Source organism: Rubrivirga aquatilis (assembly GCF_046845665.1).
Lineage (GTDB): Bacteria > Bacteroidota > Rhodothermia > Rhodothermales > Rubricoccaceae > Rubrivirga.
The window spans coordinates 2738302-2762134 of record NZ_CP177355.1 but is presented as its reverse complement, the minus strand read 5'-3'; the positions used below and the strand labels follow the sequence as shown (position 1 = coordinate 2762134).

General features: G+C 67.8%; 23 protein-coding genes. 9 read left to right on the top strand and 14 right to left on the bottom strand.

Annotation, left to right across the window (positions count from 1 at the left end):
* Positions 1–18: 18 nt before the first annotated feature.
* Positions 19–852, bottom strand: a complete 834-nt coding sequence (locus ACLII4_RS12055) for a PfkB family carbohydrate kinase (RefSeq protein WP_412067651.1) — start codon at positions 850–852, stop codon at positions 19–21.
* 107 nt (positions 853–959) lie between these two features.
* Here ACLII4_RS12055 and ACLII4_RS12050 point away from each other — a divergent pair, with 107 nt between their 5' ends.
* The 6 genes from ACLII4_RS12050 to miaA all read left to right on the top strand — a co-directional run bounded on the left by ACLII4_RS12050 (position 960) and on the right by miaA (position 6975).
* The gene (locus ACLII4_RS12050; RefSeq protein WP_412067650.1) at positions 960–2051 is read left to right on the top strand and encodes an ABC transporter ATP-binding protein; all 1092 of its coding nucleotides are present in this window, start codon (positions 960–962) and stop codon (positions 2049–2051) included.
* A 61-nt stretch (positions 2052–2112) separates the two neighbouring features.
* Entirely contained in the window at positions 2113–2430 is a 318-nt protein-coding gene (locus ACLII4_RS12045) for a hypothetical protein (RefSeq protein ID WP_412067649.1), read from the top strand.
* Between the two features lie 105 nt (positions 2431–2535).
* On the top strand, positions 2536–3474 hold the full coding sequence (locus tag ACLII4_RS12040) for a tyrosine-type recombinase/integrase (protein WP_412067648.1): 939 nt from the start codon (positions 2536–2538) through the stop codon (positions 3472–3474).
* A complete protein-coding gene (locus tag ACLII4_RS12035) occupies positions 3474–5003 on the top strand; it encodes a phytoene desaturase family protein (protein ID WP_412067647.1) in 1530 nt (509 codons plus the stop codon). The genes ACLII4_RS12040 and ACLII4_RS12035 overlap by 1 nt, the downstream gene beginning before the upstream one ends.
* The gene (locus tag ACLII4_RS12030) at positions 5003–6061 is read left to right on the top strand and encodes a ThiF family adenylyltransferase (RefSeq protein ID WP_412067646.1); all 1059 of its coding nucleotides are present in this window, start codon (positions 5003–5005) and stop codon (positions 6059–6061) included. The genes ACLII4_RS12035 and ACLII4_RS12030 overlap by 1 nt, the downstream gene beginning before the upstream one ends.
* 8 nt (positions 6062–6069) lie before the next feature.
* Positions 6070–6975: a tRNA (adenosine(37)-N6)-dimethylallyltransferase MiaA gene (gene miaA, locus ACLII4_RS12025; protein ID WP_412067645.1), complete on the top strand. Its 906-nt coding sequence runs from the start codon at positions 6070–6072 to the stop codon at positions 6973–6975.
* Here the strand turns inward: miaA and ACLII4_RS12020 are convergent.
* The 13 genes from ACLII4_RS12020 to ACLII4_RS11960 all read right to left on the bottom strand — a co-directional run bounded on the left by ACLII4_RS12020 (position 6891) and on the right by ACLII4_RS11960 (position 21295).
* Entirely contained in the window at positions 6891–7988 is a 1098-nt protein-coding gene (locus tag ACLII4_RS12020; RefSeq protein WP_412067644.1) for a hypothetical protein, read from the bottom strand. The two genes, miaA and ACLII4_RS12020, sit on opposite strands and share 85 nt — an antisense overlap.
* Before the next feature lie 221 nt (positions 7989–8209).
* Entirely contained in the window at positions 8210–8524 is a 315-nt protein-coding gene (locus ACLII4_RS12015) for an ATP-binding protein (protein WP_412067643.1), read from the bottom strand.
* A 19-nt stretch (positions 8525–8543) separates the two neighbouring features.
* Positions 8544–9449, bottom strand: coding sequence for a glycosyltransferase family 2 protein (locus ACLII4_RS12010; protein ID WP_412067642.1), 906 nt, complete (start codon positions 9447–9449; stop codon positions 8544–8546).
* Positions 9446–10480, bottom strand: coding sequence for a glycosyltransferase family 4 protein (locus tag ACLII4_RS12005; protein ID WP_412067641.1), 1035 nt, complete (start codon positions 10478–10480; stop codon positions 9446–9448). The genes ACLII4_RS12010 and ACLII4_RS12005 overlap by 4 nt, the downstream gene beginning before the upstream one ends.
* Positions 10481–11542 carry an aminopeptidase P family protein gene (locus ACLII4_RS12000; RefSeq protein ID WP_412067640.1) on the bottom strand — a complete coding sequence of 354 codons (1062 nt, stop codon included), beginning with the start codon at positions 11540–11542 and terminating at the stop codon, positions 10481–10483.
* Positions 11539–13005: an IMP dehydrogenase gene (gene guaB / locus ACLII4_RS11995; RefSeq protein ID WP_412067639.1), complete on the bottom strand. Its 1467-nt coding sequence runs from the start codon at positions 13003–13005 to the stop codon at positions 11539–11541. Before guaB ends, ACLII4_RS12000 begins: the two co-directional genes overlap by 4 nt.
* 88 nt (positions 13006–13093) lie before the next feature.
* Positions 13094–13927 (bottom strand): pseudouridine synthase, encoded by an 834-nt coding sequence (locus ACLII4_RS11990; protein ID WP_412067638.1) that lies wholly within the window; start codon positions 13925–13927, stop codon positions 13094–13096.
* Positions 13911–14540, bottom strand: coding sequence for an SMC-Scp complex subunit ScpB (gene scpB / locus ACLII4_RS11985; RefSeq protein WP_412067637.1), 630 nt, complete (start codon positions 14538–14540; stop codon positions 13911–13913). The genes ACLII4_RS11990 and scpB overlap by 17 nt, the downstream gene beginning before the upstream one ends.
* 1 nt (position 14541) lies before the next feature.
* Entirely contained in the window at positions 14542–15273 is a 732-nt protein-coding gene (locus ACLII4_RS11980; RefSeq protein ID WP_412067636.1) for a segregation and condensation protein A, read from the bottom strand.
* A gap of 52 nt (positions 15274–15325) precedes the next feature.
* Positions 15326–16285, bottom strand: coding sequence for an NAD-dependent epimerase/dehydratase family protein (locus ACLII4_RS11975; protein ID WP_412067635.1), 960 nt, complete (start codon positions 16283–16285; stop codon positions 15326–15328).
* 97 nt (positions 16286–16382) lie between these two features.
* Positions 16383–17627, bottom strand: a complete 1245-nt coding sequence (locus ACLII4_RS11970) for a M16 family metallopeptidase (protein ID WP_412067634.1) — start codon at positions 17625–17627, stop codon at positions 16383–16385.
* Between the two features lie 76 nt (positions 17628–17703).
* The gene (locus tag ACLII4_RS11965) at positions 17704–19155 is read right to left on the bottom strand and encodes a hypothetical protein (protein ID WP_412067633.1); all 1452 of its coding nucleotides are present in this window, start codon (positions 19153–19155) and stop codon (positions 17704–17706) included.
* A 100-nt stretch (positions 19156–19255) separates the two neighbouring features.
* Entirely contained in the window at positions 19256–21295 is a 2040-nt protein-coding gene (locus ACLII4_RS11960) for an acyl-CoA dehydrogenase family protein (RefSeq protein ID WP_412067632.1), read from the bottom strand.
* Between the two features lie 101 nt (positions 21296–21396).
* Between ACLII4_RS11960 and pyrF the strand changes: the two genes are divergently transcribed.
* From pyrF to ACLII4_RS11945, 3 genes are all read left to right on the top strand, one after another.
* Positions 21397–22227, top strand: a complete 831-nt coding sequence (gene pyrF, locus ACLII4_RS11955) for an orotidine-5'-phosphate decarboxylase (RefSeq protein ID WP_412067631.1) — start codon at positions 21397–21399, stop codon at positions 22225–22227.
* A gap of 352 nt (positions 22228–22579) precedes the next feature.
* Complete coding sequence (locus ACLII4_RS11950) at positions 22580–23086, top strand: RNA polymerase sigma factor (protein ID WP_412067630.1); 507 nt, start codon at positions 22580–22582, stop codon at positions 23084–23086.
* Positions 23083–23832, top strand: coding sequence for a zf-HC2 domain-containing protein (locus ACLII4_RS11945; RefSeq protein WP_412067629.1), 750 nt, complete (start codon positions 23083–23085; stop codon positions 23830–23832). The genes ACLII4_RS11950 and ACLII4_RS11945 overlap by 4 nt, the downstream gene beginning before the upstream one ends.
* The last annotated feature ends 1 nt before the right edge of the window (position 23833 follow it).

The window sequence follows — 23833 nt, the reverse complement described above, 5'->3', positions numbered from 1 at the left end:
TGCCCCAAGCTAGCAGTGCTACGCCTCGGGGCGCATCCAGTCCACCGCCAAACGAGGAGCGTGTCCCTCCACCTCGGCCGCGTGACGCACGGCTTCTGTCGCGTACCGCTTCGCGCCTTGCAGGGCCATCTCGACGCTGAGACCGTCGATGATTCCTCTTAGAGCTGTTATTGCAAACGCACTGGAAGCCCCGTCCGGGGACGCGTCCAGCAACGGCGCCTCAAAGAGAGCAAAGTCTTCGCCATCGTAGTAGAGGTCTGCGAACAGCCGCTCCCGGTCGCCGGCGCCGGGGTCGTCGGCCGCGTCGTAGAAGCGGTAGGGGAGGGCCCCGCACCGGATTAGTACGTGGCCGGCGCCCCGGTTGTGGAGCCGCTGAGCAGCCACCTGCGCGTCGTCGAGAGATTCGATTTGGGTGTTCGTGACCAACTCCGCGTCGGCCTTCGACATCGTCACAAGCGTGGCCGCGGCGAGGCGCTCCGCCACGGCATCGATCGCCCGGGCTTCGAGCACCGTTTCCCCACTGGGGCCCGAGGCGACCAGGTCCAGTACGACTGGTACCTCCATCGACGCCAGCGTGTCGAGGGCCGCAACGGCTGTTTTGTCACTCCCCAGGATGCCCACCTTCACGCCCCGGATCGGCCCCGCAAGCGCGAGGTGCTCGAGTTGGGCGATCACCGTGTCCACGGGGACGTCGGTGACATCCGTCACGCGGCCTCCGCTGGCGACGACGATCGAAGTGATGATCGGTAGCGGCGCGAGCCCGAGTGAACGCGCGACCAGAACGTCCGCTGCGATCCCGCGCTCGGAGGCGGTGTAGGCGGCGCCGATCACGGCGATGGGGAGGAGCGACATAGAGGTTGCGAAGCGGATGGGGACACTCGGCCCAACGCCCACTCCTCCGCCAGTGTCCCGTCCCAGGAAGGCTTCCGGGTATCTTGGCCAACCCCCATCCCATCCTCATGGCCCGCGTCGATCTCGAGCACGTCCGAAAGGAGTACGACAATGGTCACGTGGCCGTCCACGATGCGTCGCTCCAGGTCGTCGACGGGGAGTTCATGGTCCTCGTCGGCCCTTCGGGGTGTGGCAAGAGCACCACTTTGCGCATGATAGCTGGGCTCGAATCGATCACCGTAGGCACCATCCGGATCGGCGACCGGGTGGTCAACGATGTCGAGCCGAAGGACCGGGACATCGCAATGGTCTTTCAGAACTACGCGCTCTATCCCCACCTGTCGGTGTTCGACAACATGGCATTCGGGCTCAAGCTGCGCAAGCGGCCGAAGCCGGAGATCGCGCGTCGGGTGCAGGAGGCGGCCTCCATCCTGGGGCTCGAGTCGGTGCTCGACCGCAAGCCCAAGGCTCTCTCGGGCGGGCAACGCCAGCGCGTTGCCCTTGGCCGTGCCATCGTTCGCGAACCGTCGGTCTTCTTGTTCGACGAGCCGTTGTCCAACCTCGACGCCAAGCTGAGGGTGCAGACCCGGGCCGAGATCTCAAAGCTCCACCGCGCGCTCGGGGCCACCATGGTCTACGTGACGCACGACCAGGTGGAGGCCATGACGATGGGCGACCGCATCTGCGTCCTCCACGACGGACATATCCAACAAGTCGCAGCGCCGTTGGAGCTGTACGACCGCCCAGCCAACACATTCGTCGCGGGCTTCGTCGGGAGCCCGTCGATGAATCTCCTTCATGGCAGGATCGAGGGGGGCGTCTTTTTCTCTGACGATGGGACGGTGCGCGTGCCACTAGGACTCGAGGGCAAAGAGACATCGGTCACGCTTGGCATCCGGCCCGACGATCTGTATGCCCCGGGGGCGGACTCGAGAGCGCGCAGATTGTCGGAGCCCGTTATTGGGATCGTCGAACTCGATGAGCCGATGGGGCCCGACGTGGTGGTGTACCTCCATATTGAGGGCGGCTCGCAGATCGTCGCCCGAATTGAGCCCCAGGCACTAGAGGTAGGGCGTCCGCTGGAGCTTAGGCTCGATCTCGATCGGATTCATCTGTTTCACCGGGAGTCGGGGGAACGCATCGCGCGGGCCTCCGCGTAGGAGCCCGCTCCGCGTAGGAGCCCGCTCCGCGATCACGCGGGATCACCCACCCACGACTGACATGAAGTACTTCAACCTCCTCCTGCTGGCGTTTGCCCTCGTTGCCGGGCCGGCGGCCCTGGTCGGCTGTCAGACCGAGACCCAGACGGAAATCGAGTCCGATGGCGATACTGACGTCGACACGGAGCTCACCTTCGACGACGAGGCCATCGACGAGGCCGAGGCGGAAATGAACGAGCTCGGCGACGACATCGAGGCTGGCGCTGAGGAAGCTGGCGCGGCCATCGAGGACGCGGCTCAGGACGCCTCGGACGCCATCGACAACAACATTGACCTCGGCGACAACGCCGGGACGCCTGAGGTCGACGACAACAACTAATCGACTCGCGGGACCGGCTGGCGCCAGCGCCCCGGCCGGTCCCGGTCGTATGTTGGCGACCAGTCCCGATAACTCTCATTATCGAACCGTCAACACGACCCTGGTTTGTCCGACCTGATTCGAAGCCCCCACGCCAACCTCGGCCGCGCGTTCACGGCGCAGTCCGACTTGGTGCCGCTCTACCTCCTGCGGTTCGACCGCGAGAACACGCGGCGGGCATATGCACGCGACATCCAAACGTTCTTCGGCACGTCGACAGTCACGCTGGATCTGGCGTCCGCGGTCACGTTTACAGATGTCAATGAGGCACTCCGGCTGCTCGAGGCCAATGGCAAGAGCCCGGCGACGCGGCGGCGTTTTCTCGCATCGTTGAGGGGTTTTTTTGCGTGGCTCACGGCGCTCGGGTTTTTGGATCTCAATCCTGCGGACCGGCACCTTGTTCGCAAGGTTCGCAAGTCCCCGACGAACGAGCAACTGGTGACCGTTCTGACTCGCGACCAGGCCACGGCGATGCTCGATGCGGTTGACACGTCGACGGCTACGGGCAGGCGGGATTTTGCCCTCGTAAAAACCCTTCTTCACTGCGTATTGCGCAGATCCGAAGCGTCAGCGATGAACGTCGAGGACCTGGCACAAGCCGGCGATCACACCGTGCTGACGATCCGCGAGGCCAAGGGCGGGGCCAATCAGATCGTGAAGGTGCCTCCTCATGTGGCCGATACCATCTTCCAGTTCGCTGCCTCCCAGGGCTATCGGACAGGACCCGTCTGGCGGTCGTTCTCGACCAACCAGTCCAATGGGCGTCGTTTGTCGGGGTCGTCCATCTATAAGATTGTTCGCAAGCTCGGGGAGCGAGCGGGCGTGACGGCGCGAGTTGGCGCCCACACACTCCGTCATACAGGTTGCACGCTGGCGATCGAAGGCGGGGCCTCCTTGCAGCAGGTCCAGACCCACGCGAGACACAAAAGCATCGAGACTACGATGCGATACGTTCATCAACGCGACCGGCTCAACGATAGCGCGGCCGACTTTATCGATCTCTAATGGATTACGATCTTGTCGTTGTTGGGGCCGGGCATAACGCGCTGATATCGGCCGCCTACGCGGCGAAAGCTGGGTACCGTGTCGGGGTGTTCGAGCGGCGAGACATCGTCGGCGGTGCAGTCTCGACGGTGGAGCATGTCCCGGGGTACCAGTTCGACCTTGGGGGCTCAGCACATATCCTCATTCGGTTGACGCCGATCGTCGACGAATTGGACCTATATAGCTATGGCCTTGAGTATCTCGAACTCGACCCTCTGTTCTTCGCTCCCTACGAAGACGAGAGCTCGGTGTTCATCTACCGCGACGTGGACCGCACGTGCCAGCACTTGGAGCAGCAGTTCCCCGGTGAGGGAGACAACTACCGGCGCTTCGTAGACACGTGGCGGCCGTTCTCGGAAACCGTCCGCGACGTATTCCTCTCGACCCCCAGCCCCTTCGAACTCGGGAAGACGTTTTTGATGGGTGACTCGGCCCAGATCGATTGGCAGAAGGCGCTGTCGGTCATCATGCGCCCGTATGGCGAGGTGGTGGATCAGTACTTCACCGAGGAGAAGGTCAAGACGCCGCTTGTGTGGATGGCGGCCCAGAGCGGCCCCCCCCCTACCGAGGCCATGAGTGCGCCGTTCTTGCTGTGGCATCCGCTGTATCACGAGAGCGGGGTCGCCCGGCCTCGGGGCGGGTCTGGTGGACTCACGAAGGCGCTGGCGGCGATGATCCGCGCGCACGGGGGCGACATCCACACCTCGTCACCAGTGGACAATCTGGTGGTCAAGAATGGGAAAGTGGAAGGGGTCCGTGTTGGGAAAGAGATGTACACGGCGCGAGCCGTGCTCTCGGGCACCCACATCCTGGAAACCCTCGACCGACTGTTGCCAGCAGAGCACCGGCCTCCCGAGGCGGACGGGATGCGCGTCGGGAACGGCTTCGGGGCCATCCTCCGGCTTGCCCTCGACAAACCCGTTCGCTACGCCGCAAGCCCGGGCGACGAGGCACGCACTGCGCTCCAACTCGTCTGCCGCGACCGCCAGCAGATCCTCGACGCCTACGCCGATTATCTGAAGGGCCATCCGGCGACCGACCCGCCGATCGTCGGGATGAGCTTTTCGGCCGTTGACGACACGCTCGCGCCGCCTGGCGGGGAGGTGCTCTGGCTGTGGGCGCAGTACTTCCCCTATGAGATGACGGGTGGGCGGCACTGGGATGACATTGGTGCCGAGGTGGCCGACCGGATCCTCGATACCTTTGAGCCTTACGCACCGGGGACCAAGGCCTCCGTCGTCGGGAGCCTCTTCCAGCATCCGCTCTGGCTCGAACGCGAGCTCGGCCTGTTCCGGGGGAACGTGATGCACCTCGAGATGAGCATCGACCAGATGTTCAGCCTGCGCCCATCGACCTCCCTCTCCGACTACCGAGGCCCGGTAGATGGACTTTTCCTGACAGGCGCGAGCATGCACCCCGGCGGCGGAATCATGGGGGCATCCGGACGGAATGCCGCTCGTGTCGTTTTGCATTACCTCGACACCAAGTGATGAGACCCGGCCAGAGCCAGCGGTACGCGCGGCAGATTCAGCTCCCGGAGATCGGAGAAGCCGGCCAACAGCGGCTGGCGGACTCCTCTTGCCTCGTCGTGGGAACGGGCGGGCTCGGCTCGCCAGCGCTGCACCATCTCGTCGCATCGGGCGTGGGACGCGTTGGGTTCGTAGAGTTCGACGATGTCGATATCACGAACTTGCATCGGCAGACCCTGTTTTCGACGCGAGATATTGGGCGTCCCAAGTCCGATGCAGCGCTGGATCGGCTCCAAGCCGTGAATCCGGAGGTAACGGTCGTAAGCCACCCCAAACGATTGGGCGTCGGCAACGCCGATGCCCTGCTAGCGGGGTACGATGTCGTCGTCGACGGCTCCGACACGTTCGCCACGCGCTATGTGGTCAACGACGCCGCCGTCCGGACGGGGACGCCGGACGTCTTTGCCTCGGTGGGGCCGTTCTCGGGGCAGGCCTCCATCTTCGCGGCCGCCGGCGGGCCGTGCTACCGGTGCCTTTTCCCTGAACCGCCTCCGCCGGGCCTCATCCCCAACTGCGCGGATGGCGGTGTCCTCGGCGTCGTGCCTTCGCTCTTTGGGACGATCCAGGCCTCGGAGGTGCTCAAGCTGCTGCTTGGCATCGGAGACCCATTGATCGGGCGGCTCTTGATGATCGACCTGCTCGCGGTCGAGGTTCGCGAGATCGGTATCGACCGGGATCCCCAGTGCCCCGCGTGCGGCCTGGGCCGGCTACCACCAACAGTGGAGGCTGGCGAGATCTCTCCCAGAGAGGTGCGCGCGCGGATGGCATCCGGCGGCTTGCAGTTGCTGGACGTGCGCGAATCGGAGGAACGATCAGAGGGCCACATCGGTGGCACCCATATCCCTCTGGGACTGCTCGAGGCCCGCCTGTTCGAATTGGAGAAGCTCAAGTCGGAGGAGGTCGTGGTCTACTGCAAAGCCGGAGGGAGGTCTGCACAGGCTGCTCGGCTGCTTGCGGAGCAGGGCCACCGCGTTCTCAGCCTCCGAGGAGGCCTCGACGCGTTCCGGCGTCTCCCGTGACGCCTCCCGTGCTCGTACTCGCTGGCCCGACGGCGGTCGGAAAATCGTCACTGGCGATGGCTGTGGCGGAAGCCATCGGAGGCGAGATCGTGTCGGCCGACAGCCGCCAGCTCTACCGGGGCATGGACATCGGCACGGCCAAGCCTTCGCCGGAAGATCGCGCTCGTGTGCCCCATTCCTTGATCGACGTAGTAGAGCCTGGGACGCGAATCACCGCCGGTCGCTGGCTGGAGCTGGCGAAGGGCAGCATCGAGACGCTGGCATCGCGGGGCAAGCCGGCCGTCGTTGTGGGCGGATCCACGCTCTACGTTCACGCTCTCGTGGATGGGTTGGCGGACCTCCCCCCCGTCCCCTCAGACATCGAGCACCAGCTCACCGAGGAGGTCACCGAGTCTGGCGGGGCCAGCCGTTTGTTCGAGGAGTTGCGAAATGCAGATCCGGAGGCTGCACGGACCCTCGATCCCACCAAGTCCCACCGCCTGATTCGGTGGGTCGGTGTGCTAAGGAGCACGCGCCGGCGTCCGTCCGAGCTATGGGCGGAGTCCCAACGCCCTGGCGTCCCGTCGAGGTTGGTCGTGCTCGATCGACCGCGCGAGGACCTGTACGCCCGGATCCATGCGAGGGTCGACCAGATGCTGGAGGCTGGACTGATCGAAGAAGTCACTCGTCTCGCAGCCAATCCTGCTTCCCATCCGACCCTTGCTGCTACGATTGGTTACCAAGAGTGGCTTCCCGTGCTGGCGGGCGAACGCTCACGGGAGGAAGCCATCCGTCTCATCAAGCGGAACTCTCGTCGCTATGCGAAGCGGCAACTCACCTGGTATCGCCGCTATCCCGATGCGCTGTGGCTCGACGCTCGAGCAGCATCCGTCGACGCACTCTTCAACGCTTGCGACGGTCTACGACGGGTGTAGAGCTCACGTACCAGCAGGACCGCGGCTCCTCCCCAGCCAATGGCTAGAGCCCAGCCCCCTGCTCCCTGGGTGGTGTACCCGAGGTAGGCTCCAGTAGACAAGACGGAGACGAAAAGGAGGGGGGCACTTTCCAATAACGGAATGAGTACCAGCACTGGAAGCCAGTACCAGGGATGTAGCGTGCTCGCAGTCACCGCGAATCCGACGACTGCCACCCCGCTGACAAGACGGAGACCCCGAAACCGCCCGTCGTCCATCAACCACGTGCACGCGATGGCCGCAGCGAACGCGCCGCCCAGGAAGCCGCTCGCCGCCCGCCCCGCCCCTGTGCCAAAAACCGGGTACAGCACCCCCTTCAGCAGTCGGTACGGGGCCGCGTACTCGTCGAAGGTGCCATAAAAGAGTGCGAGCGACTCTTGAACATGGGAGAGTGCTTGGGGGTGCCAGACCAACGAGGCCAACCCCACGGAAAGCACGGCCGAGGCCGTGAAGCCTGCGATCCCCTCTCTCCGCCAGACGGTGGGTGCAAGCGCGAACGGATACAGTTTCGTCATCCCTGCCAGCGTCATTCCGATAGACGCTAGTGGCCACTTTGTCCTGCCGGCCCAGAGAATCAGGCCTAAGCCACAAACTATTAGTCCCTCTGTATGCCCCTGTCCGGCGACCTCGATGACGGCCAGGGGACTCCAGGCATACAACGCGCCCGCACGAGGTCCGCAGACCCGGAGCAGGAGCCAGACCCCCAGCAGCTCCGCACATCCTAGTAGCACCTTCAGCCAGATCCACTGTTGCCGCCAGTCCGAACCCCGGGCCGCGATAGCGAACACGGCTTGCGAGGCGGGGGGATACACCGAGTAGTAGTCGGGCGAGTTCATCCGCTCTAGCAACGCACCCGCGCGGCGGTCGGCTAGTGAGGGGTCGGAGGGTCGCATCGCATACGGCGACACGCCCTCAAGGACTAGCTGCCCGTCCCAGAGGTAGCGATACCCGTCGTCGGAGAGGACGGGGTCCATAGGGAGCACGACGGCGCGAAGCAGCACGGCGCCAACCATCACCAACCCGAAGCCCGGGGCTCGCTGCCGGAGCCAGAGGACGAGGGTGCCCGAGGCAATGAGATGGACGCCTACGAACGCGAACCGCCAAGACGCCCCTGCTTCCGGAGTTCGGGCGGTCCAGACCAAGGCGACCGCGAAGGCGATCGAGAGGCCAATCGCGACGGCGCCCTCTCTACGGCTTACGGGCGGGGCCGGACGGTCAAACACAGGGCTCCCTCCTCGACCACGAAGGCATCAGAGACCGTCGACAGAATAAAGAGTCCTCTGCCGTCGAGGGCGAGGGGATCGTCTGGTAGTGAGGGGCGCCGTAGGTCGTCGGGGTCTGGGCCCGGCCCGCCGTCGGACACGCGAACGTGGAGGGCCTCGTCGTCCCAACGAAATCGGATCTCCACGGCGCTAGCTGACGGGTCGCCGTGCTCGACCGCGTTGCCGACCGCCTCGCCGACGGCGAGCACGAGTCGGGTAGTGTCTGCCGACGACCATCCCTTCCCCATTGCCAGGGCTTCCGCCCGATCACAAGCGGTCCCGACTGCCGAGGGGAGTTGCGGGAGGCGAAGCGTGAGAGGCGGCATGAATCGCGTGGGACGCGAGAAGGTACCGTACCAGTCGGCGCCGCAGGGAGGAGGAAGGGGTTCTTGCAATAACGGTTGATAGCACGCTGGCAATTGGCCTCGCGAGCCAACCCACGGCGACGGCCATGTCGAGAGTGCGCGGCATCACCGAGGAGCACTGTCCGCGAAGCGATCTCAGCGCTCCACCATAAGCTCGAGCGTTTTGGATGGCCCGGTCCAGGTCGCCGACATCGTGGAGCCAAACCGTGGTTGAGGCGAGCCCCAAGCCCTCCGGGTGGGCCTTGCTGAGCATACACGCCAGCGCTTGGTCTTCACCGTATGGGATGTCCTCCGGAAACCCTCCGGCGTCGATCAAGGCCCGTCGCTGGACCGCGCTCGCCCCCGCGAGGAAGTAGCGCCAGTCCACCGGGCTCTCTGCTGCCATTGCAGGGTCCGGCCCGCGCCGAGCGTGGACGGCGTAGTCCTGGTAAGGCTCCATCGGGTCTGTGGCGACAGGCTTGATCCGAGCCACCGCGGCGACCGCCCCCGGCATCGCTGCGGCCCGCGCCAAACGATGGCCGGAGTCCGCGACGGGCTCGACGTCGGCGTCCAGAAAGACCAGAATCTCTCCGGCGCTGGCGTCCACCCCAGCGTTCCGAGCCGCTGACCGCCCCTGGTTGCTCGGTAGGGTTACGATCCGGACTCGGGGGTCTGTTCGTCCCGCTTCTGAAAGGAGCTCCGGGGTCGCATCGGTCGAACCGTCGTCGATCCAGAGAATCTCGTCGACACCCTCCAACGCTCGCACAGCTGGGATGGTGATTGGCAGGATGTGCGCGCCATCGAAGACCGGGATCAGAACGGAGATCACGAGAGGAGGAGTCGTTCAAGGCGGGCCGTGGAGGCGGCCCAGGTGAACCGCCCGACCGCTTCCTGACCGGCGAGCGCCAGCCTAGACCGCTCGCGGCGGTCGTCGAGGAGACGTGCCGCTGCAGTCGCCAGGCCTTCCGCGTCGCCGACCGGACGCTCGATCATCGACTCGCCTGAGACGAGGAACTCGCGGGGCCCCCGGCTGGCCGTGGCCACCACGACACACCCGCAGGCAGCGGCTTCCATGGGGACCAGCCCCCACCCTTCCTGACGGCTCGTGTGCAGGCAGACGGCGGCCGCGTTGTAGTGGGCACGGAGTTCCTCACGTGACGGCCGGATCCTCAGGTCGACCCACGCTGGCAAGCGATGGCTCGGGGGCCGTGCGGAGACGATCGTGGCGGACGCATTCGGTGCATACCGCTTGAGGGCATCCAGGGATGCGACGAGAGTCTCCGGCCCCTTTGTCGGGTGCCGGTGATACAGCGCGATCACGCGGGGTCCGCGTTGTTCGGACGGCACCTCGGTGTACATCTCCCCCGGGTCGATCGCGTTCGGAACGAGGCCCTCGACGGTGTGCCCGCGCGACTCCACCTCCTCGGCGAGCCAGCGCGCCACGGACAGCTTGCGGAGCGGGAATCCCCAGGTCGCTTGCGCGCGTGGGTCCAGGACTCGCTCGTCGCCCTGCAAAAAGTAGAACCTCTTCCCTCCCCCTATTCGGGAGACCCACTCGGCCGTTTGCCATCCGGTTGCAATAACGGCATCGTAGCGCGAGCCGTCCACCTCTGCCATGGTCGCGGGCTCAATCACCCGAACGCCGTTGAGTGCCGTCCGCCTCTTGGCCACCCCGTGCATTCGGTCGCGGGCCACAACGGCCGCCCGCCGAACGATGGCCAACACCCCTACGTCCCGCTTGGGGGCCAGCACCTCGACGTCGTGCCCGAGGGCCGCGAGCCCGGACGCATGTCGGAACACGACGGCGGCCCCCCCCTGCGGGACCCGAACGGGGGCTGGGAGCACGAAGGCGATCCGCACCTAAACCACGACCAAGTCGGTCGACAGCGGTGTGAGGTCATCACAGCCATCTTCTCGGAGCACGATCACGTTCTCGATCCGGATGCCGAACTGGCCGTCGAGGTAGACGCCGGGCTCGATGGTGATGGTTGCGCCAGCAGGCAGCGTGTCGTCGGCCTGAGCCGACACCCGGGGCCACTCGTGAACCTCGAGCCCGACCCCGTGACCGAGGCTGTGGGAAAAGGCGTCTCCGAGGCCGGCCGCCTGGATCACGTCCCGGGCGACCGCGTCGAGATCCTTTCCAGTGATCCCGGCGCGAGCCGCCTCAATGGCGGAGCGCTGGGCCTGCTGGACCACGGCGTACGCCGTGCGGGCCTCTTGCCCAGGCTCTCCCACCGCGACCGTCCGAGTCAGATCCGAGCAGTAGCCGTCGAGGACGCCGCCCATGTCGAGCACGACGAGATCGCCGGGCGCTAGCGTGCGCGACGACGGTCGGGCGTGCGGCAGCGCCCCTCGCGGACCGCTGGCGACGATGGGTTCGAACGACATCGCGGACGCTCCCCGCTTGAGATGCTGGTACACGACCTCAGCGGCGATGGCCTGTTCTGTGACGCCCGGCGCGAGAGAGGGCAGGATGGACTCGAATACCTCACACGTCAGCGCTTGTGCCGCTGCGACGGCCGCAATCGCCGCCTCGTCCTTTTGCGCCACCGCCCGCGACAACAGCGCGTCGACGGCCACCAGTTCGACCGACAGCGCCTCGCCCAGCTTGCGGTGGGCCGACACAGTGAGATGATCACCTGCGACAACCACACGCTTCACCGCGCCCAGCAGCCGGTGCTCGCTCGCGTAGACCGCCAGCGACGCGGGTGCCACGTGGACATCCGCGTCTGTGACCTCGGTCGCGGCTTGCGACGTGTATCGTCCGTCGGTCACGAAGTGGGCCGCGTCGGGCGTGACGATCAACAGTCCGTTCGAGCCCGTGAAGCCGAGCGCCCAGCGCAAGCTGGGCGGGTGCGTCACGATCGCTGCGTCGGCGTCGTGCTCCGCGGCGAGCGCTCGAATGGTATCGAGACGACTCACGAGCGGGTCGAGTAGTTGGGCGACTCCGAGGTGATGGTCACGTCGTGGGGGTGGCTCTCCCGCAGGCCGGCGCTCGTGATCCGGACGAACTGACCCCGTTCCTGAAGCTCGGGGATGGTCGCCGTGCCGCAGTAGCCCATGGCCGCCCGCAGGCCGCCGACCATCTGGTAGGTGATCTCGCCCAGCGTCCCCTTGTACGGCACGCGCCCCTCGATGCCCTCGGGCACCAGCTTTTTAAGGTCGTCCTCGGCGTCCTGGAAGTAGCGGTCCTTCGAGCCGGCCTCCATCGCGCTGAGCGAACCCATCCCCCGGTAGTTCTTGTACCGACGCCCCTCGTAGAGCACCGTCTCCCCCGGGCTCTCCTCGACACCCGCCAGCAGGCTGCCGACCATCACGGTCGAGGCGCCGGCCGCGAGCGCCTTCGGGATGTCCCCGGTCTGCTTGACGCCGCCGTCGGCGATGATCGGCACGTCGTAGCGCTGGGCGGCCTCGGCGCAGCGCATGATGGCGGTCAGTTGGGGCACCCCAACCCCGGCGACGACGCGCGTAGTGCAGATCGAGCCCGGCCCGATCCCCACCTTGACGGCATCGGCGCCCGCCAGGATCAAGTCTTCAGTCGCCTCGGGCGTCGCGACGTTGCCCGCGATCACGTCGAGGCCGTCGAACTGCTCCTTGATCTGGCGGACCATCCGGAGCACGCCTTCCGAGTGGCCGTGCGCCGTGTCGACGACCACGAAGTCGACGCCGGCCTCCGCGAGCGCCGCCACGCGCTCCGGGGTGTCCGGCGTCACCCCGACAGCCGCGCCGACGAGGAGACGTCCAAACTCATCCTTGGCCGCGTGCGGATGCTTCTTCTTTTTCTGGATGTCCTTGAACGTGATGAGCCCCTTGAGGTAGCCCTCGGCGTCGGTCACGGGCAGCTTCTCGATCTTGTATTCCTGAAGCGTCGCCTCCGCCTCGTCGAGCGTTGTCCCAACAGGCGCCGTGATGAGCCCCTCAGTCGTCATGATCGTCGACAGCACGACGTCGTTGTCGGGCTGGAACCGCAGGTCGCGGTTGGTCACAATGCCGACCAGCTTGCGGTCGTCGTCCACGACGGGGATCCCTCCGATGTGATACCGAGCCATCCGCTGGCGCGCGTCGCCGACGGTGTCGACCGGGCGGAGCACGATCGGGTCGAGAATCATCCCCGACTCGCTCCGCTTGACACGGCGCACCTCCCGGGCCTGGAGCTCGGCCGTCATGTTTTTGTGGAGCACACCCACGCCACCCTCACGGGCGATGGCGATGGCGAGGTCGGCCTCGGTGACGGTGTCCATCGCCGCGGCCACGATGGGCATCGTGAGCGACAGGTTGCGCGTCAGCCGGGTCGACGTGTCGACGTTGCGGGGCATCACGTCGCTGCGAGCGGGTACCAGCAGCACGTCGTCGTAGGTGAGGCCCTCGTAGGCGATTTTGTTCATGGCGACGGTGGGTCAGTGAGGCGGCGGGGGTGCGGGAGCGGGCGCGTACGAAGACCCGAGTCCCCGCAGTCCCAAGAGTCCCCAGTCCCTAAAACACGATGGGTTTGAGCTTAACGGCGCGACGAAGCGAGTTTACCTCGTGGGGTTCCAGGCGGCGCCAGCGGCCCCGGCGGAGGTTGGTGAGGTCGAGGCCGGCGTAGCCGACCCGCTCGAGCGTGACGACGCGACGGTCGAGGGCCTCGACCATGCGGCGAACCTGGCGGTTGCGGCCCTCGTGGAGTTGGAGCGCGAACTTCCGCTTGTCGTCGCCGATGAACGTGGCGTTGTCCGCCCGGGCCGGGCCGTCGTCGAGGTCGACGCCCCGGCGCAAGCGGGCGATGTCGGCGTCGTCGAGCGGGCGGTTTGTCTCCACGATATACAGCTTCTCCGCTCCGAAGCTGGGGTGCATCAGCCGGTGGCCGAGCTCGCCGTCCGTCGTGAGGAGCAGCGCGCCAGTCGTGTCGCGGTCGAGCCGACCGACGGGAAAGAGCGCCTTCTTGAGACGGTCCGGAATAGAGATCAGGTCGAGCACCGTCTGTCGGCCCCGGTCGTCGGTCACTGTGGTGATGGTGTCGAGCGGCTTGTTGAGCAGCACGTAGACCAGCCCGGTCGGGCGGACGGGCTGCCCGTCGACCTCGACGTGGTCATCGGGGCCCACCTTGACGCCCATTTCGGTCGTCACCGCACCGTTGACGCTCACGCGGCCGTCGGCGATGATGCTGTCGGCCTCGCGCCGTGCGGCGATGCCGGCGCGGGCGAGAAACTTGTTGAGGCGGACCGGGCCCTCCGGCTCGGGACGTGGAGCGACAGGCGGGGCCGCCCGCTGCTTGCGGCCCGCCTGCGCGCGCCGTCGGATAGAGTCGGCGTCAGGCTTGCGGGACATCGGAAGAGGGCTGGACGGCCTCGGCGAGAAGCCGGGCGCGTTCCTTGGTGAACGTAGGGTCGGCGAGAATCTCCGAGATCTCGCGTGGGGTCGGCAGGTCGGCGAGCGCGTCCAGGCCGAACTGATCCAAAAAACGGTCGGTCGTCGCGTAGAGGAGCGGGCGGCCGACGCCGTCGCCGCGTCCCGCAATGGCCACAAAGTCGCGCTCGAGGAGTTGGCGCAGCGCGTAGTCGGAGGCGACGCCGCGGACGTGGTCGATCTCGGGCCGGGTGACGGGCTGTTTGTACGCGATCACCGCCAGCGTCTCCAGCAGCGATCGTGACAGCCTCTTGGATTCGTCGTCGGCAAAGAGGGCGCGGACGAACGGGTGCATCTCGGCGATGGTCGCCATCCGGAGACCGCCCGCCAGCCGCTCAATCCGGAAGGCCCGGCCACCCGCGCGGTACACCGCGTTCAGCCGCTCGACGGCGTCCGTCACGGCCTCGGGCGTGACCTGTGCCCCCGTCACCTCCCCGTACGCGCGGGCGACATCCTCCGGCCGCAGCGCCACGTCGCTGGCGAAGACGAGGGCCTCGACGGCCTGCTCGAAGGTGTCGGGGGTGAGCGCTTCCATCTCAAGCGGCGAGGGATTCGGTGGTCTGCGAGGCGGGCTCTACGGCAAAGTCCTGGGGGTCGAGCCCGAACACCAGGCGGATCGTCTGGCGCTGAGCGAGGTCGAGCACCGCAAGGAACGTCACGATGACGAACGGCTTGCTCCGGCGCTCGACGAGCGTGCGGAACGAGGCGCCGCCAGCGGCGATCCGCCCGAGCACCCAGGCCCGTTGCACGTCGAGGGCGAACGTCTCGCGTTCGACCTCGTGGCTCAGCGGCTCGATGGGCGCCGCGCGATCGACCGCTGCGCCCAGGGCTTTGACGAGGTCGAAGATGGTGGCACGGTAGGTGATGTCGGTCGGGCCGAGGCGCTCACGCTCGGAGGTGTCGGCACGGGTGCGGAGCCGCTGGCGGGCCTCGAAGCGCCCGGCGAGCGCCCCGGAGGCTTCCTTGTAGCGGACGTACTCCAGCAGGCGATCAACCAACTCCTGGCGGGGGTCGATGGGCTCGCCGGCCTCGTCGAGCTCGGGCCGCGGCATCAGCATCCGCGCCTTGATCTGGATGAGGAGGGCGGCCGTGAAGATGAAGTCGGCCGCCGCGTCGAGGTCCACGTGCTCGAGGACGCGGACGGCCTCGAGGTACTCGTCCGCGATCCGGGCGATCGGGATGTCGTGGACGTCAATCTCGTCCCGCCGGATAAAGAAGAGCAGCAGGTCGAGCGGCCCTTCGAACTGATCGAGATGGACGCGGTGCATGGGGGGACGGCTTTGCCGAAGCTACGGCCGTCACGCGCCCGCCCGCCCTCTCCTAGCCTTCGCGCTGGCGGAACCACTCGACGGTCTCCGCGAGCCCGTCGGCGACGGCGACCGTGGGCGCCCAGCCGAGCGCTTCGCCGGTGTGCGTCACGTCGAGCACGCTCCGCTTCTGCTCGCCCGGCATCCCCGGCCCGTGGACCTCGCCGGCGCCCGCGCCCGTCAGCCGGTTGATATGATGGAACAGCTCGTTGACGTCGGTCTCGACGCCCGTGCCCACGTTGTAGACGCCCGAGCCCTCGTTGGCGAGCGCGGCCACGAACGCGCGCACAACGTCCTTGACGTACACGTAGTCGCGCGTCTGCGTGCCGTCGCCGTTGATCTGGACGGGCTCCCCGCGCATCAGGCGCTGGGCGAAGATGGCGACCACACCCGCCTCGCCGTGCGGGTTCTGGCGCGGCCCGTAGACGTTGCCAAAGCGAAGCGCCGCCGTTTCCAGACCGTAGGTGTTGGCGTAGAACCGCAGGTAGTGCTCGCTAACCAACTTGGTAATGCCGTACGGCGACAGCGGCTGCGTCGGGTGCGTCTCGGGCTGCGGGCCGCCGTCGTTGACCGCCGGGTCGGGCTCGCCGTAGATGGCGCCGCCGGTCGACGCGAACGTCACTTTTTCCAATCCGTTCTGGCGACCGGCCTCCAGAAGATTCAGAAAGCCGAGCACGTTGACCTCGGCGTCGAACTTGGGGTTGGTCACCGACTTCCGCACGTCCATCTGCGCCGCGAGGTGGCAGAGCGCGGCGAAGCGGTGCTCCACGAACAACGCCGCCGCCGCCTCAGACCGGACGTCGAGTTCGTGGAAAGTGGCCCCGTCGGGAACGTTCGAGCGGACGCCGCCGGACAGGTCGTCCAAGACGTGAACCTCACAGCCCTCGGCAACCAGGCGGTCGGCGACGTGGGAGCCGATGAAGCCGGCGGCGCCGGTGACAAGGACGGGACGGCCGGCAAAGCGGAAAGCCATTAGATCAGGGGGGGGGTCGGTTAACGTGGGGCCAGGGGCGGGCCATCGGCCAGACCTGGTGCCGCCTTGAGACGGCGCAAGATCGCCCGACGGTCCCCTACCGCTCGGAAGGCAGCAAGACGGCAGAGGACAGCGATCCCGGCGCAAACAACTCTGCGGCCAGATCTCTGACCTCGGTGGCGGTCACCGCGTCGATTTCAGCGACGACCTCGTCGATGGGCACGATCCGGTCGAACGCCAGCTCGACCCGGCCGATCCGTTGCATCCGGTTCGAGGTGCTTTCGAGGCCGAGGATGATGGAGCCTTTGAGTTGGTGCTTGGCGCGCGACAGCATCCGCTCGCTGACCGCCGTCTCCGCGAGTTTGTGGAGTTCGCGTTCGATGAGCACGCGCGAGCGGTCGACGCGGCTGGCGTCCGTCCCGATGTAGACGCCCACGTCTCCCGAGTCGGTCTGGACGTTCGTGAACGAGTACACGGAATAGCACCAGCCGTACTTCTCGCGGATGTTCTGGTTGAGCCGGCTCGACATGCCGCCGCCCAGGATCGTGTTGAGCACGGAGAGCACCGTCCGACGCGGGTCCTCGATTCCGAACGACCGCGTACCCATCACCAAGTGCGCCTGCTGGACCGGCCGTTCGATGACCACGTCGCCGGGCATGTAGCCGTTCACCGGCTGGCGGTTGGTGGGCGCGGGCGCGCGGTCGAAGTCCGCCAGCAGGGTCTCTACGCGGCGCACGACGTCGGTGTGGCGGACGGCGCCAGCCACGGAGACGACCAAGCGGTCCGGGACGTAGTGGCGACCGATGAAGCCCGCCAGGTCGTCGCGCGAGAACGAGCGCACCGACTCCGGCGTCCCGATCACCGGGCGGCCGAGCGGGTGGTCGGGGTAGAGCAGCGCTTCGTAGTGGTCGAAGACGTGGTCTTCCGGGGCGTCCTCATACATCTTAATCTCCTCGACCACCACGTCCTTCTCTTTCTCGATCTCCTTCGCGGGGAGCGTCGGCTGCGTCACCAGGTCGAGGACGGATTCCAAGCCACGGCCGAGATGCTCCTGCAGGCCGCGCGCGTAGAAGCACGTGTGCTCTTTCGTGGTGAAGGCGTTCATGTAGCCGCCCACCGACTCCATCCGCTGGTTGATGAGGTACCCCGCGCGGCGCTGGGTCCCCTTGAACACCATGTGCTCGATAAAGTGCGTGATGCCGCCCTCAGCGGCGGTCTCGTCGCGGCTGCCAGCGTCGACGAACGCGCCGACGGCGACGGACCCGACGGACGGGACGGTTTCGGTCAGGACGCGGACGCCCGAGTCCAGGCGCGTCCGCTCGACGGCGGGGGTCAATTCCATTCGGTTGATAGACAGTTGTCCCGACGATATCGCTCGGCGGCGCCCCCGTTCCACGGCCCGACTTGATTCGCCGCGATTACTCGTCGGCGTCGCGGATCCCGAGCGGCTCCGACGAGGCGGCCCGCTCGCGAACCTGCGCCATGCCCGCCAGCGCCTCGCGGCGGTTGGGCGCGCGGTCGAGGGCGACCTGAAGGGCGGCGCGAGCGTCGTCGAGCCGGCCCACGGCGACGAGCGCTCGCGCATACGCCTCGTTCGCCTGGAGGACGGGCGTCGGGGGGCCGAACGCCAGCGGGGCGGCGCTCTCCAACTCGGCCGCTCGGGCGAGCTTGGCGAGGGACCCCTGAGTGTCTCCGCCCACCTCGTCGAGCGCGGCGGACAAGATGAGCGACCCTGCGCGGGCGTGCCACGGAGACTCGGCGTCGAGCGCCCCTTCGAGCGTCGCCAGCGTGGCGGTTGCCGCGCCGAGGTCGTTGGACCGGACCGCGGCGAGCCCGCGTGCGAGGGCGTCGACCGCCAACGTCGAGGTCCCGGCGTTCGTCGGGGCCTCGGGAAGCAGACCGGAGGCGTCGCCGGTCGCCAGCAGGTGCTGGGCGCCGATCCGCGTCCGATGCGCGACGGACGTCGAGGAGCCGTCGTCGAGGTCGATCGCCACCGCCAGCAGACGGCTGGCGGTGGCGAGGTCGGCGCGCTGGACCGAGGCGTAGTGCCACCACCAGAGCGCGTGCCAGCCGTGCCCGTTGAGCGCCTCGCCACGGGCGTCTGTGCCCGCTTTCGCTGCCGCGAAGCTCCGCTCGTTCATCGCCGCCACGTCGTCCCACAGCCCGAGCGCGAGGTAGATGTGGCTCGGCATGTGGAGCGCGTGGCTCGCGGACGGGGCGATGTCGGCGTAGGCGCGAGCGGGGCGCAAGCCGAGCGGGGCGTGGACCGGGTCGTCGTAGGCATGGATGAGGTAGTGGGCCGCGCCGGGGTGGCGGGGGTTCTCATCGAACACCTCCTCGGCGACGGCGGCGGCGCGCATGTACGTGGCAAAGTCGCGGCCCTCGTGGGCCGTCCCGAGCAGCGCCAGCGCATAGAACGTGCGGGCGTCATGATCCTCCGGGTAGGCGTCCGCCAGCTGGCGCATGGCCTCGGCGTACGCGTCGTCGCGGTCGTCCTTGTCGCCGTCACCGAAGAGCACGTCTAGGGTTGCGAGGTAGGCCTGCTCGCGGTCGGTCACCGGTGCGTCGTCGAGTCCCGCAAGCGCGGCACGGGCGGCCTCATGGTCCTGCCGCTGCCAGACCGGGTGGTTGTGTGTCATGGCCTCACCCCACGCGGCCATCGCAAAGTCGGGGTCGATCGCTCTCGCTTGCTGGAAGGCCTCGCGGGCGTCGTCGTACTCGAACGAGTGGAGCAGCAGTAGGCCGCGCAAGAACGGCTCCTGCGCCTCGGCGGCGCCGGAGTTGGCGAACTCGGTTTCGCCAAGGTCCTGGGCGAGCGGGGCGCTGGCGACGAGCGCCAGCAGGGCGAGGAGGGCGAGAGCGCGAGTCATGGAGTCAGAGGGAGCGGTTGGGTGAAGATGGCACACACGACGCGGCCCCGCCCGCTCCGAGTGGAGGCGAGCGGGGCCGCAGGGTCGAACGCCTACGGGACTACGCGTCGGCCGGGGTCGCCGGGGCGACGGCGCCGTCACCGGACGCGTGCTCGCCGTCAGGACGCGGCACGAACGGGGCGCCGTCCTCGGGGAACTGCTTGATGAAGGCTTCCTGCACCGGGTGGCCCGTCCCCTGCGCCGTCGGCGACGACTCGTGGATGTAGAAGTCCTCATTGGGCATCGTGTCCACGAACGCAAGCGCGGCCGCGGCCGTGCGACGCATCGATTCGTCCGAGTTGGTCGACAGGCCGCGGACGTTCGCCAGGATGCGCTCGTGCGCGAGGTGCATAAAGTGGAGGCCGGCCGCCTTGTCGCGCTCCCACTCCGCGCCCTCGGCGCCGCGCGCGATCTGCTGGTCCAGCTTCGACAGCGTGCACGCCCAGGCAAACATCAGCGTCGCATTGTCCGCGAGCCGCGCCTGCATGACCTGGGCCGTCACGATCTTCTCCTCCATCCGCTTCGAGGCCAGCTTGAACTCACGCGTGTGCGTCTGAACGTGGCTCGCGAGCCGGTCGGCGAAGGAACGCAGCGAGGGGTGGACGCGGTTGATCTCGGGCTTGGCCACCTTCTTCCCGAGGAAGATCTCGGTCGCCAGCGGGGTGCCCGCCTTGATCGTCGCGGGCTTGAGCGCGCCGCCGACGATACGCGACAGGTTCTCGCCCGCCGTCTCGTCGGCACTCCACTGGACGGTGTTGAGCACGCCCAGCATGTACTCGGCGAGCTGCTTGCCGCCGTACGCGAAGATGAACGACTGCATGACCTCGTTCGAGCCCTCCACGATCCGGTGGATGCGGTTGTCGCGCCACAGGCGCTCGAACTCGTTCTCGGTCACGTAGCCCTCGCCGCCCATGATCTGCATGGCCGAGTCGATGACGTTCCAGCCCTCCTCGGAGCAGAACAGCTTGCACGCCGCCGTCTCGACCATGATGTCGGAGTCGTGGCGGTCGAGCATGCCGCAGACCGTGTAGAGCATGGCGTCCATGCCGAAGCACAGCGCGTGCATCTCGGCGACGCGCTTCTGGACGAGCTCGAAGTCGGCGAGCGGGCGCTGGAACTGGTGCCGGGTGGCAACCCACTTGGTGGCCTGCTCGGCGGCCTGCTTGGCGGCGCCGGAGACGCCGGCGGACAGCGTGCACCGCCCGTAGTTGAGGCACGTCAGCGCCACCTTGAGGCCCTGGCCTTCGCGGTGAAGCAGGTTCTCCTTCGGCACGCGGACGTTCTCGAACTTGATGCGCGCCTGCCACGTGCCGCGGATGCCGGTCTTGGACCGGTTCTTCTGGAAAAACGTGACGCCCTCCATGTCCGGCGTAACGATCAGCGCCGAGACGCCCTTTTTGGTCTTGCCGGTCTTGGGATCGGTGACCTGCTGGTTGGCCATCACCGTCAGCAGCCCAGAGATGGCACCCGAGGTGATCCACTTTTTCTCGCCGTTGAGGATGTAGACCCCTTCCTTCTCGTTCCACTCGCAGTGCGTCTCCTGTCCCGCCGCGTCGGAGCCGACCTGGGGCTCGGAGAGGCAGAAGCCGGAGAGTTTCTCGCGAGCGACCATCCGCAGGAAGCGGTCCTTCTGGTCGTCGGTGCCGAAGAGCATCAGCGCCTTGCAGCCGATCGACTGGTGGGCCGAAACCATGACGGCCGTCGAGCCGCAGCGGCGGCCGATCGCCTCGAGCACGCGGTTGTAGCTAGCGACGCCCAGTCCGAGACCACCGTACGCCTCCGGTACCGTCATCCCCATCACGCCCATCTCGAACAGCCGCTCGATCACCCACTCCGGGATCTCCTGCTCCTGGTCGATCTGGATCGACGGGTGCTCGGTGTCGAGGTACGTGTTGAGCTCCGTGAGCAGCGTGTCCGTCTTGGCCTTTTCCGCTGCCGACACCTCGGGATACGGGAAGACAAGCTCCTCGCGGACGCGCCCCCAGAAAAGGTTCTTGATGAAGCCCATCTCCTCGGGCTCTGGGCCGAGCATCGTCTCGGCCTCCTTGATCATCTGCTGGTCGCGGGCGGAGACGCCCTTCATCGAAGACAGTACGGACATGGGAGTTGGGGGAGTTGGAAGCGCTTTCGAGTGCCGTTCAACATAGGAGAGGGCCGAACGGTTCTCAGGCGCCAACGTGCGAAGTGTCGCGAGATTCCGCCATGCCCGACGTGCCCGCCCCCCTCCCTCTCCCCTTTTCCGTCCGCCTCGCCGCCGCCGTGGCCGAGACCGGCGCGCCGCTGTGTGTCGGGCTGGACCCCGACCCCGACCGGATGCCGGCCTCGTTCGGGGCCTCAGCGAGCGGGGCGGCTCAATTCTGCATTGCAATAACGGAGGTTACATCAAGAGCCGCGGCCGCCTTCAAGCCCAACCTCGCCTTCTTCGAGGCCTACGGGTCCGACGGTTGGGACGCCCTCGCGAAGGTCTGCGCCGCCGTACGCGCGTCCGGACGGCTGCTCGTCCTCGACGGCAAGCGGGGCGACATCGGCAACACGGGACGGCGGTACGCCACCTCCCTCTACGACCGCCTCGGGGGCGACGCGGCCACGGTCGCGCCCTACATGGGGCGCGACAGCGTCGTGCCGTTCCTCGAACACCCGGGGCGCTGCGCCTTCGTGCTCGTCGCCACCTCGAACCCGGGCGCGACGGATCTCCAGCACCTCTCGGTCGGCGGGGAGCCCGTGTATCGGCACGCCGCCCGGCTCGCGGCAAACGCGGCCGAGGGACAACCCGGCGAGACCGGGTTCGTGGTCGGCGCCACGCGGCCCGAGCTGCTGGCCGACCTCCGGGAGGCTCATCCCGAGGTGCCCTTTCTCGTCCCGGGCGTCGGCGCCCAGGGTGGGTCGGCGGCGGACACGCTGGCGGCGAACGCGGGCGGGCCGGTCCTGATCAACTCCAGCCGGGCGATCCTCTACGCCTCTACCGACAACGACTTTGCCCGGGCAGCAGCCGATGCGGCGGACCAGTTGGGGGCTCAACTGCGCGGGGATTGAGGGACTGGGCCTGGAGCGTCCCCAGTTTTCCTCGGGCAGACTGACCGCCGTGGCGAGTCTGACGAATGGTGTCGGGACCGCCGCACGTGGGAGATGGCGAGCAGGAGGGTCTGAACACGTCGCCTACGGGTTCGCCCGGTGCGGCACTCGACACGGACCTGAGCAGCCCTCTCCCCCTCGCTGGACGTCGGGCGCACATCGGCAATCTCACCCGACCGAAGCCGCATGGGACTGCAGACGACGGTGCAGGCGGGTGGCGAGGTCCGCCAGGTACACCAAACATCGTGGCGGCGCCTGGGCGCTGTAACCTTGCGATGAGGGGCCGCGTCGGGAGGACGCACCCCGAACGTCCATGTCTCCCGACGCCCTCGTCCGTCAGCACGCCGACCTCGTCTACCGCGTCGCGCTCCGCGTGACCGGGACGCCCGCCGACGCCGCCGACGCCGCGCAGAACGCGTTGGTCAAGGTCTGGCGTGGGGTGGCGGAGATCCCCGATCCCCGTCGCCGCGCGTGGTGCGCCCGCGTGGCCCGCAACGCGGCGCTGGACCTGCTCCGCAAGCGGTCGGTCCGGCCCGCGCCCGGGCTGGCGGAGGCCGTCGCGGAACCCTCGTGCCACGCGCCGACCCCCGACGACCACGCCGAGGCCGGCGACCTCCGGGTCGAGCTGGCACGCGCCGTCGACACGCTGGCCGAGCCGTACCGCTCGATCCTCGTGCTCCGCGAGATCGAGGGGCTCAGCTACAACGAGATCTGCGACGCCCTCGACCTCCCGCTCAACACGCTCAAGGTCTACCTCCACCGCGCCCGCCGCCGGGTCCGCGACGCCCTCACCCTTTCCGCCCCCGAGCTGGTCCCATGACCGACTGCACCCGAATCGACGCGTACCGCGACGGCCGGCTCGCCGAGCCCGACGCCCAGGCCTTCGAAACGCACGCCGCAACCTGCGACGCCTGCGACGCCGCACTGCTCGCTGACGACCTCGGCCTGTCCGCGCTCGCGGACATCGTCTGCCCTCCCGAGGTGCTCGACGCCGCGCTCGCGGCGGTCGGCCGCTCGACACGCCGCGCCGGTGACCGCGCCGCCGCCCCCGCGAGCCGGGCCGGGCGGACGCTGCGCCGCTTCCAGCTCGTGCCGCTGTCGCTCGCCGCAGCGCTGGCGCTGGCGGCGACGGTGTGGCTTCTCCCCCGGGAGGAGGCCACGGCCCCCGACATCGCCCGCGTCGAGGCGCCGGTGCCGGGGACCGAGACTACACAGCCGCTCCCCTCACCGGACACGTCTGAGATTCCGGAGGCCACGCCTCCGGCCACGGCGCCCGCCCCCGCAGCGGCCCAGCCCTCTCGACCCACGTCTCCGCCTCGCCCGGTGCCCGCGACGACGCCCGTCGCCCCGAGCCCCGACTTGATCGCTGCGACCGAGCCGGCCACTGACGGCCCGCCCGACGAGGTCTCCGAGCCCGAGCCGTCCGCCGCCGACGTGGCCGCCGCGCGGCGCGAGCTCGCGCTCGCCTTCGCCCTCGTAGCCGACGTACAGACCCAGGCCCGGGACGCCATCCGCGACGACGCCAGCGCCCTGACCTCCACCCTCGACACCGCCCTCCCCTTCTAAT

What these genes read in the sequence shown, in the direction of transcription:
- ACLII4_RS12055 (WP_412067651.1), bottom strand. Translation starts at nt 852, where the DNA reads ATGTCGCTCCTCCCCATCGCCGTGATCGGCGCCGCCTACACCGCCTCC.
- ACLII4_RS12050 (WP_412067650.1), top strand. Translation starts at nt 960, where the DNA reads ATGGCCCGCGTCGATCTCGAGCACGTCCGAAAGGAGTACGACAATGGT.
- ACLII4_RS12045 (WP_412067649.1), top strand. Translation starts at nt 2,113, where the DNA reads ATGAAGTACTTCAACCTCCTCCTGCTGGCGTTTGCCCTCGTTGCCGGG.
- ACLII4_RS12035 (WP_412067647.1), top strand. Translation starts at nt 3,474, where the DNA reads ATGGATTACGATCTTGTCGTTGTTGGGGCCGGGCATAACGCGCTGATA.
- ACLII4_RS12030 (WP_412067646.1), top strand. Translation starts at nt 5,003, where the DNA reads ATGAGACCCGGCCAGAGCCAGCGGTACGCGCGGCAGATTCAGCTCCCG.
- ACLII4_RS12020 (WP_412067644.1), bottom strand. Translation starts at nt 7,988, where the DNA reads ATGGACCCCGTCCTCTCCGACGACGGGTATCGCTACCTCTGGGACGGG.
- ACLII4_RS12015 (WP_412067643.1), bottom strand. Translation starts at nt 8,524, where the DNA reads ATGGGGAAGGGATGGTCGTCGGCAGACACTACCCGACTCGTGCTCGCC.
- guaB (WP_412067639.1), bottom strand. Translation starts at nt 13,005, where the DNA reads ATGAACAAAATCGCCTACGAGGGCCTCACCTACGACGACGTGCTGCTG.
- ACLII4_RS11990 (WP_412067638.1), bottom strand. Translation starts at nt 13,927, where the DNA reads ATGTCCCGCAAGCCTGACGCCGACTCTATCCGACGGCGCGCGCAGGCG.
- scpB (WP_412067637.1), bottom strand. Translation starts at nt 14,540, where the DNA reads ATGGAAGCGCTCACCCCCGACACCTTCGAGCAGGCCGTCGAGGCCCTC.
- ACLII4_RS11980 (WP_412067636.1), bottom strand. Translation starts at nt 15,273, where the DNA reads ATGCACCGCGTCCATCTCGATCAGTTCGAAGGGCCGCTCGACCTGCTG.
- ACLII4_RS11975 (WP_412067635.1), bottom strand. Translation starts at nt 16,285, where the DNA reads ATGGCTTTCCGCTTTGCCGGCCGTCCCGTCCTTGTCACCGGCGCCGCC.
- ACLII4_RS11970 (WP_412067634.1), bottom strand. Translation starts at nt 17,627, where the DNA reads ATGGAATTGACCCCCGCCGTCGAGCGGACGCGCCTGGACTCGGGCGTC.
- ACLII4_RS11965 (WP_412067633.1), bottom strand. Translation starts at nt 19,155, where the DNA reads ATGACTCGCGCTCTCGCCCTCCTCGCCCTGCTGGCGCTCGTCGCCAGC.
- ACLII4_RS11960 (WP_412067632.1), bottom strand. Translation starts at nt 21,295, where the DNA reads ATGTCCGTACTGTCTTCGATGAAGGGCGTCTCCGCCCGCGACCAGCAG.
- pyrF (WP_412067631.1), top strand. Translation starts at nt 21,397, where the DNA reads ATGCCCGACGTGCCCGCCCCCCTCCCTCTCCCCTTTTCCGTCCGCCTC.
- ACLII4_RS11950 (WP_412067630.1), top strand. Translation starts at nt 22,580, where the DNA reads ATGTCTCCCGACGCCCTCGTCCGTCAGCACGCCGACCTCGTCTACCGC.
- ACLII4_RS11945 (WP_412067629.1), top strand. Translation starts at nt 23,083, where the DNA reads ATGACCGACTGCACCCGAATCGACGCGTACCGCGACGGCCGGCTCGCC.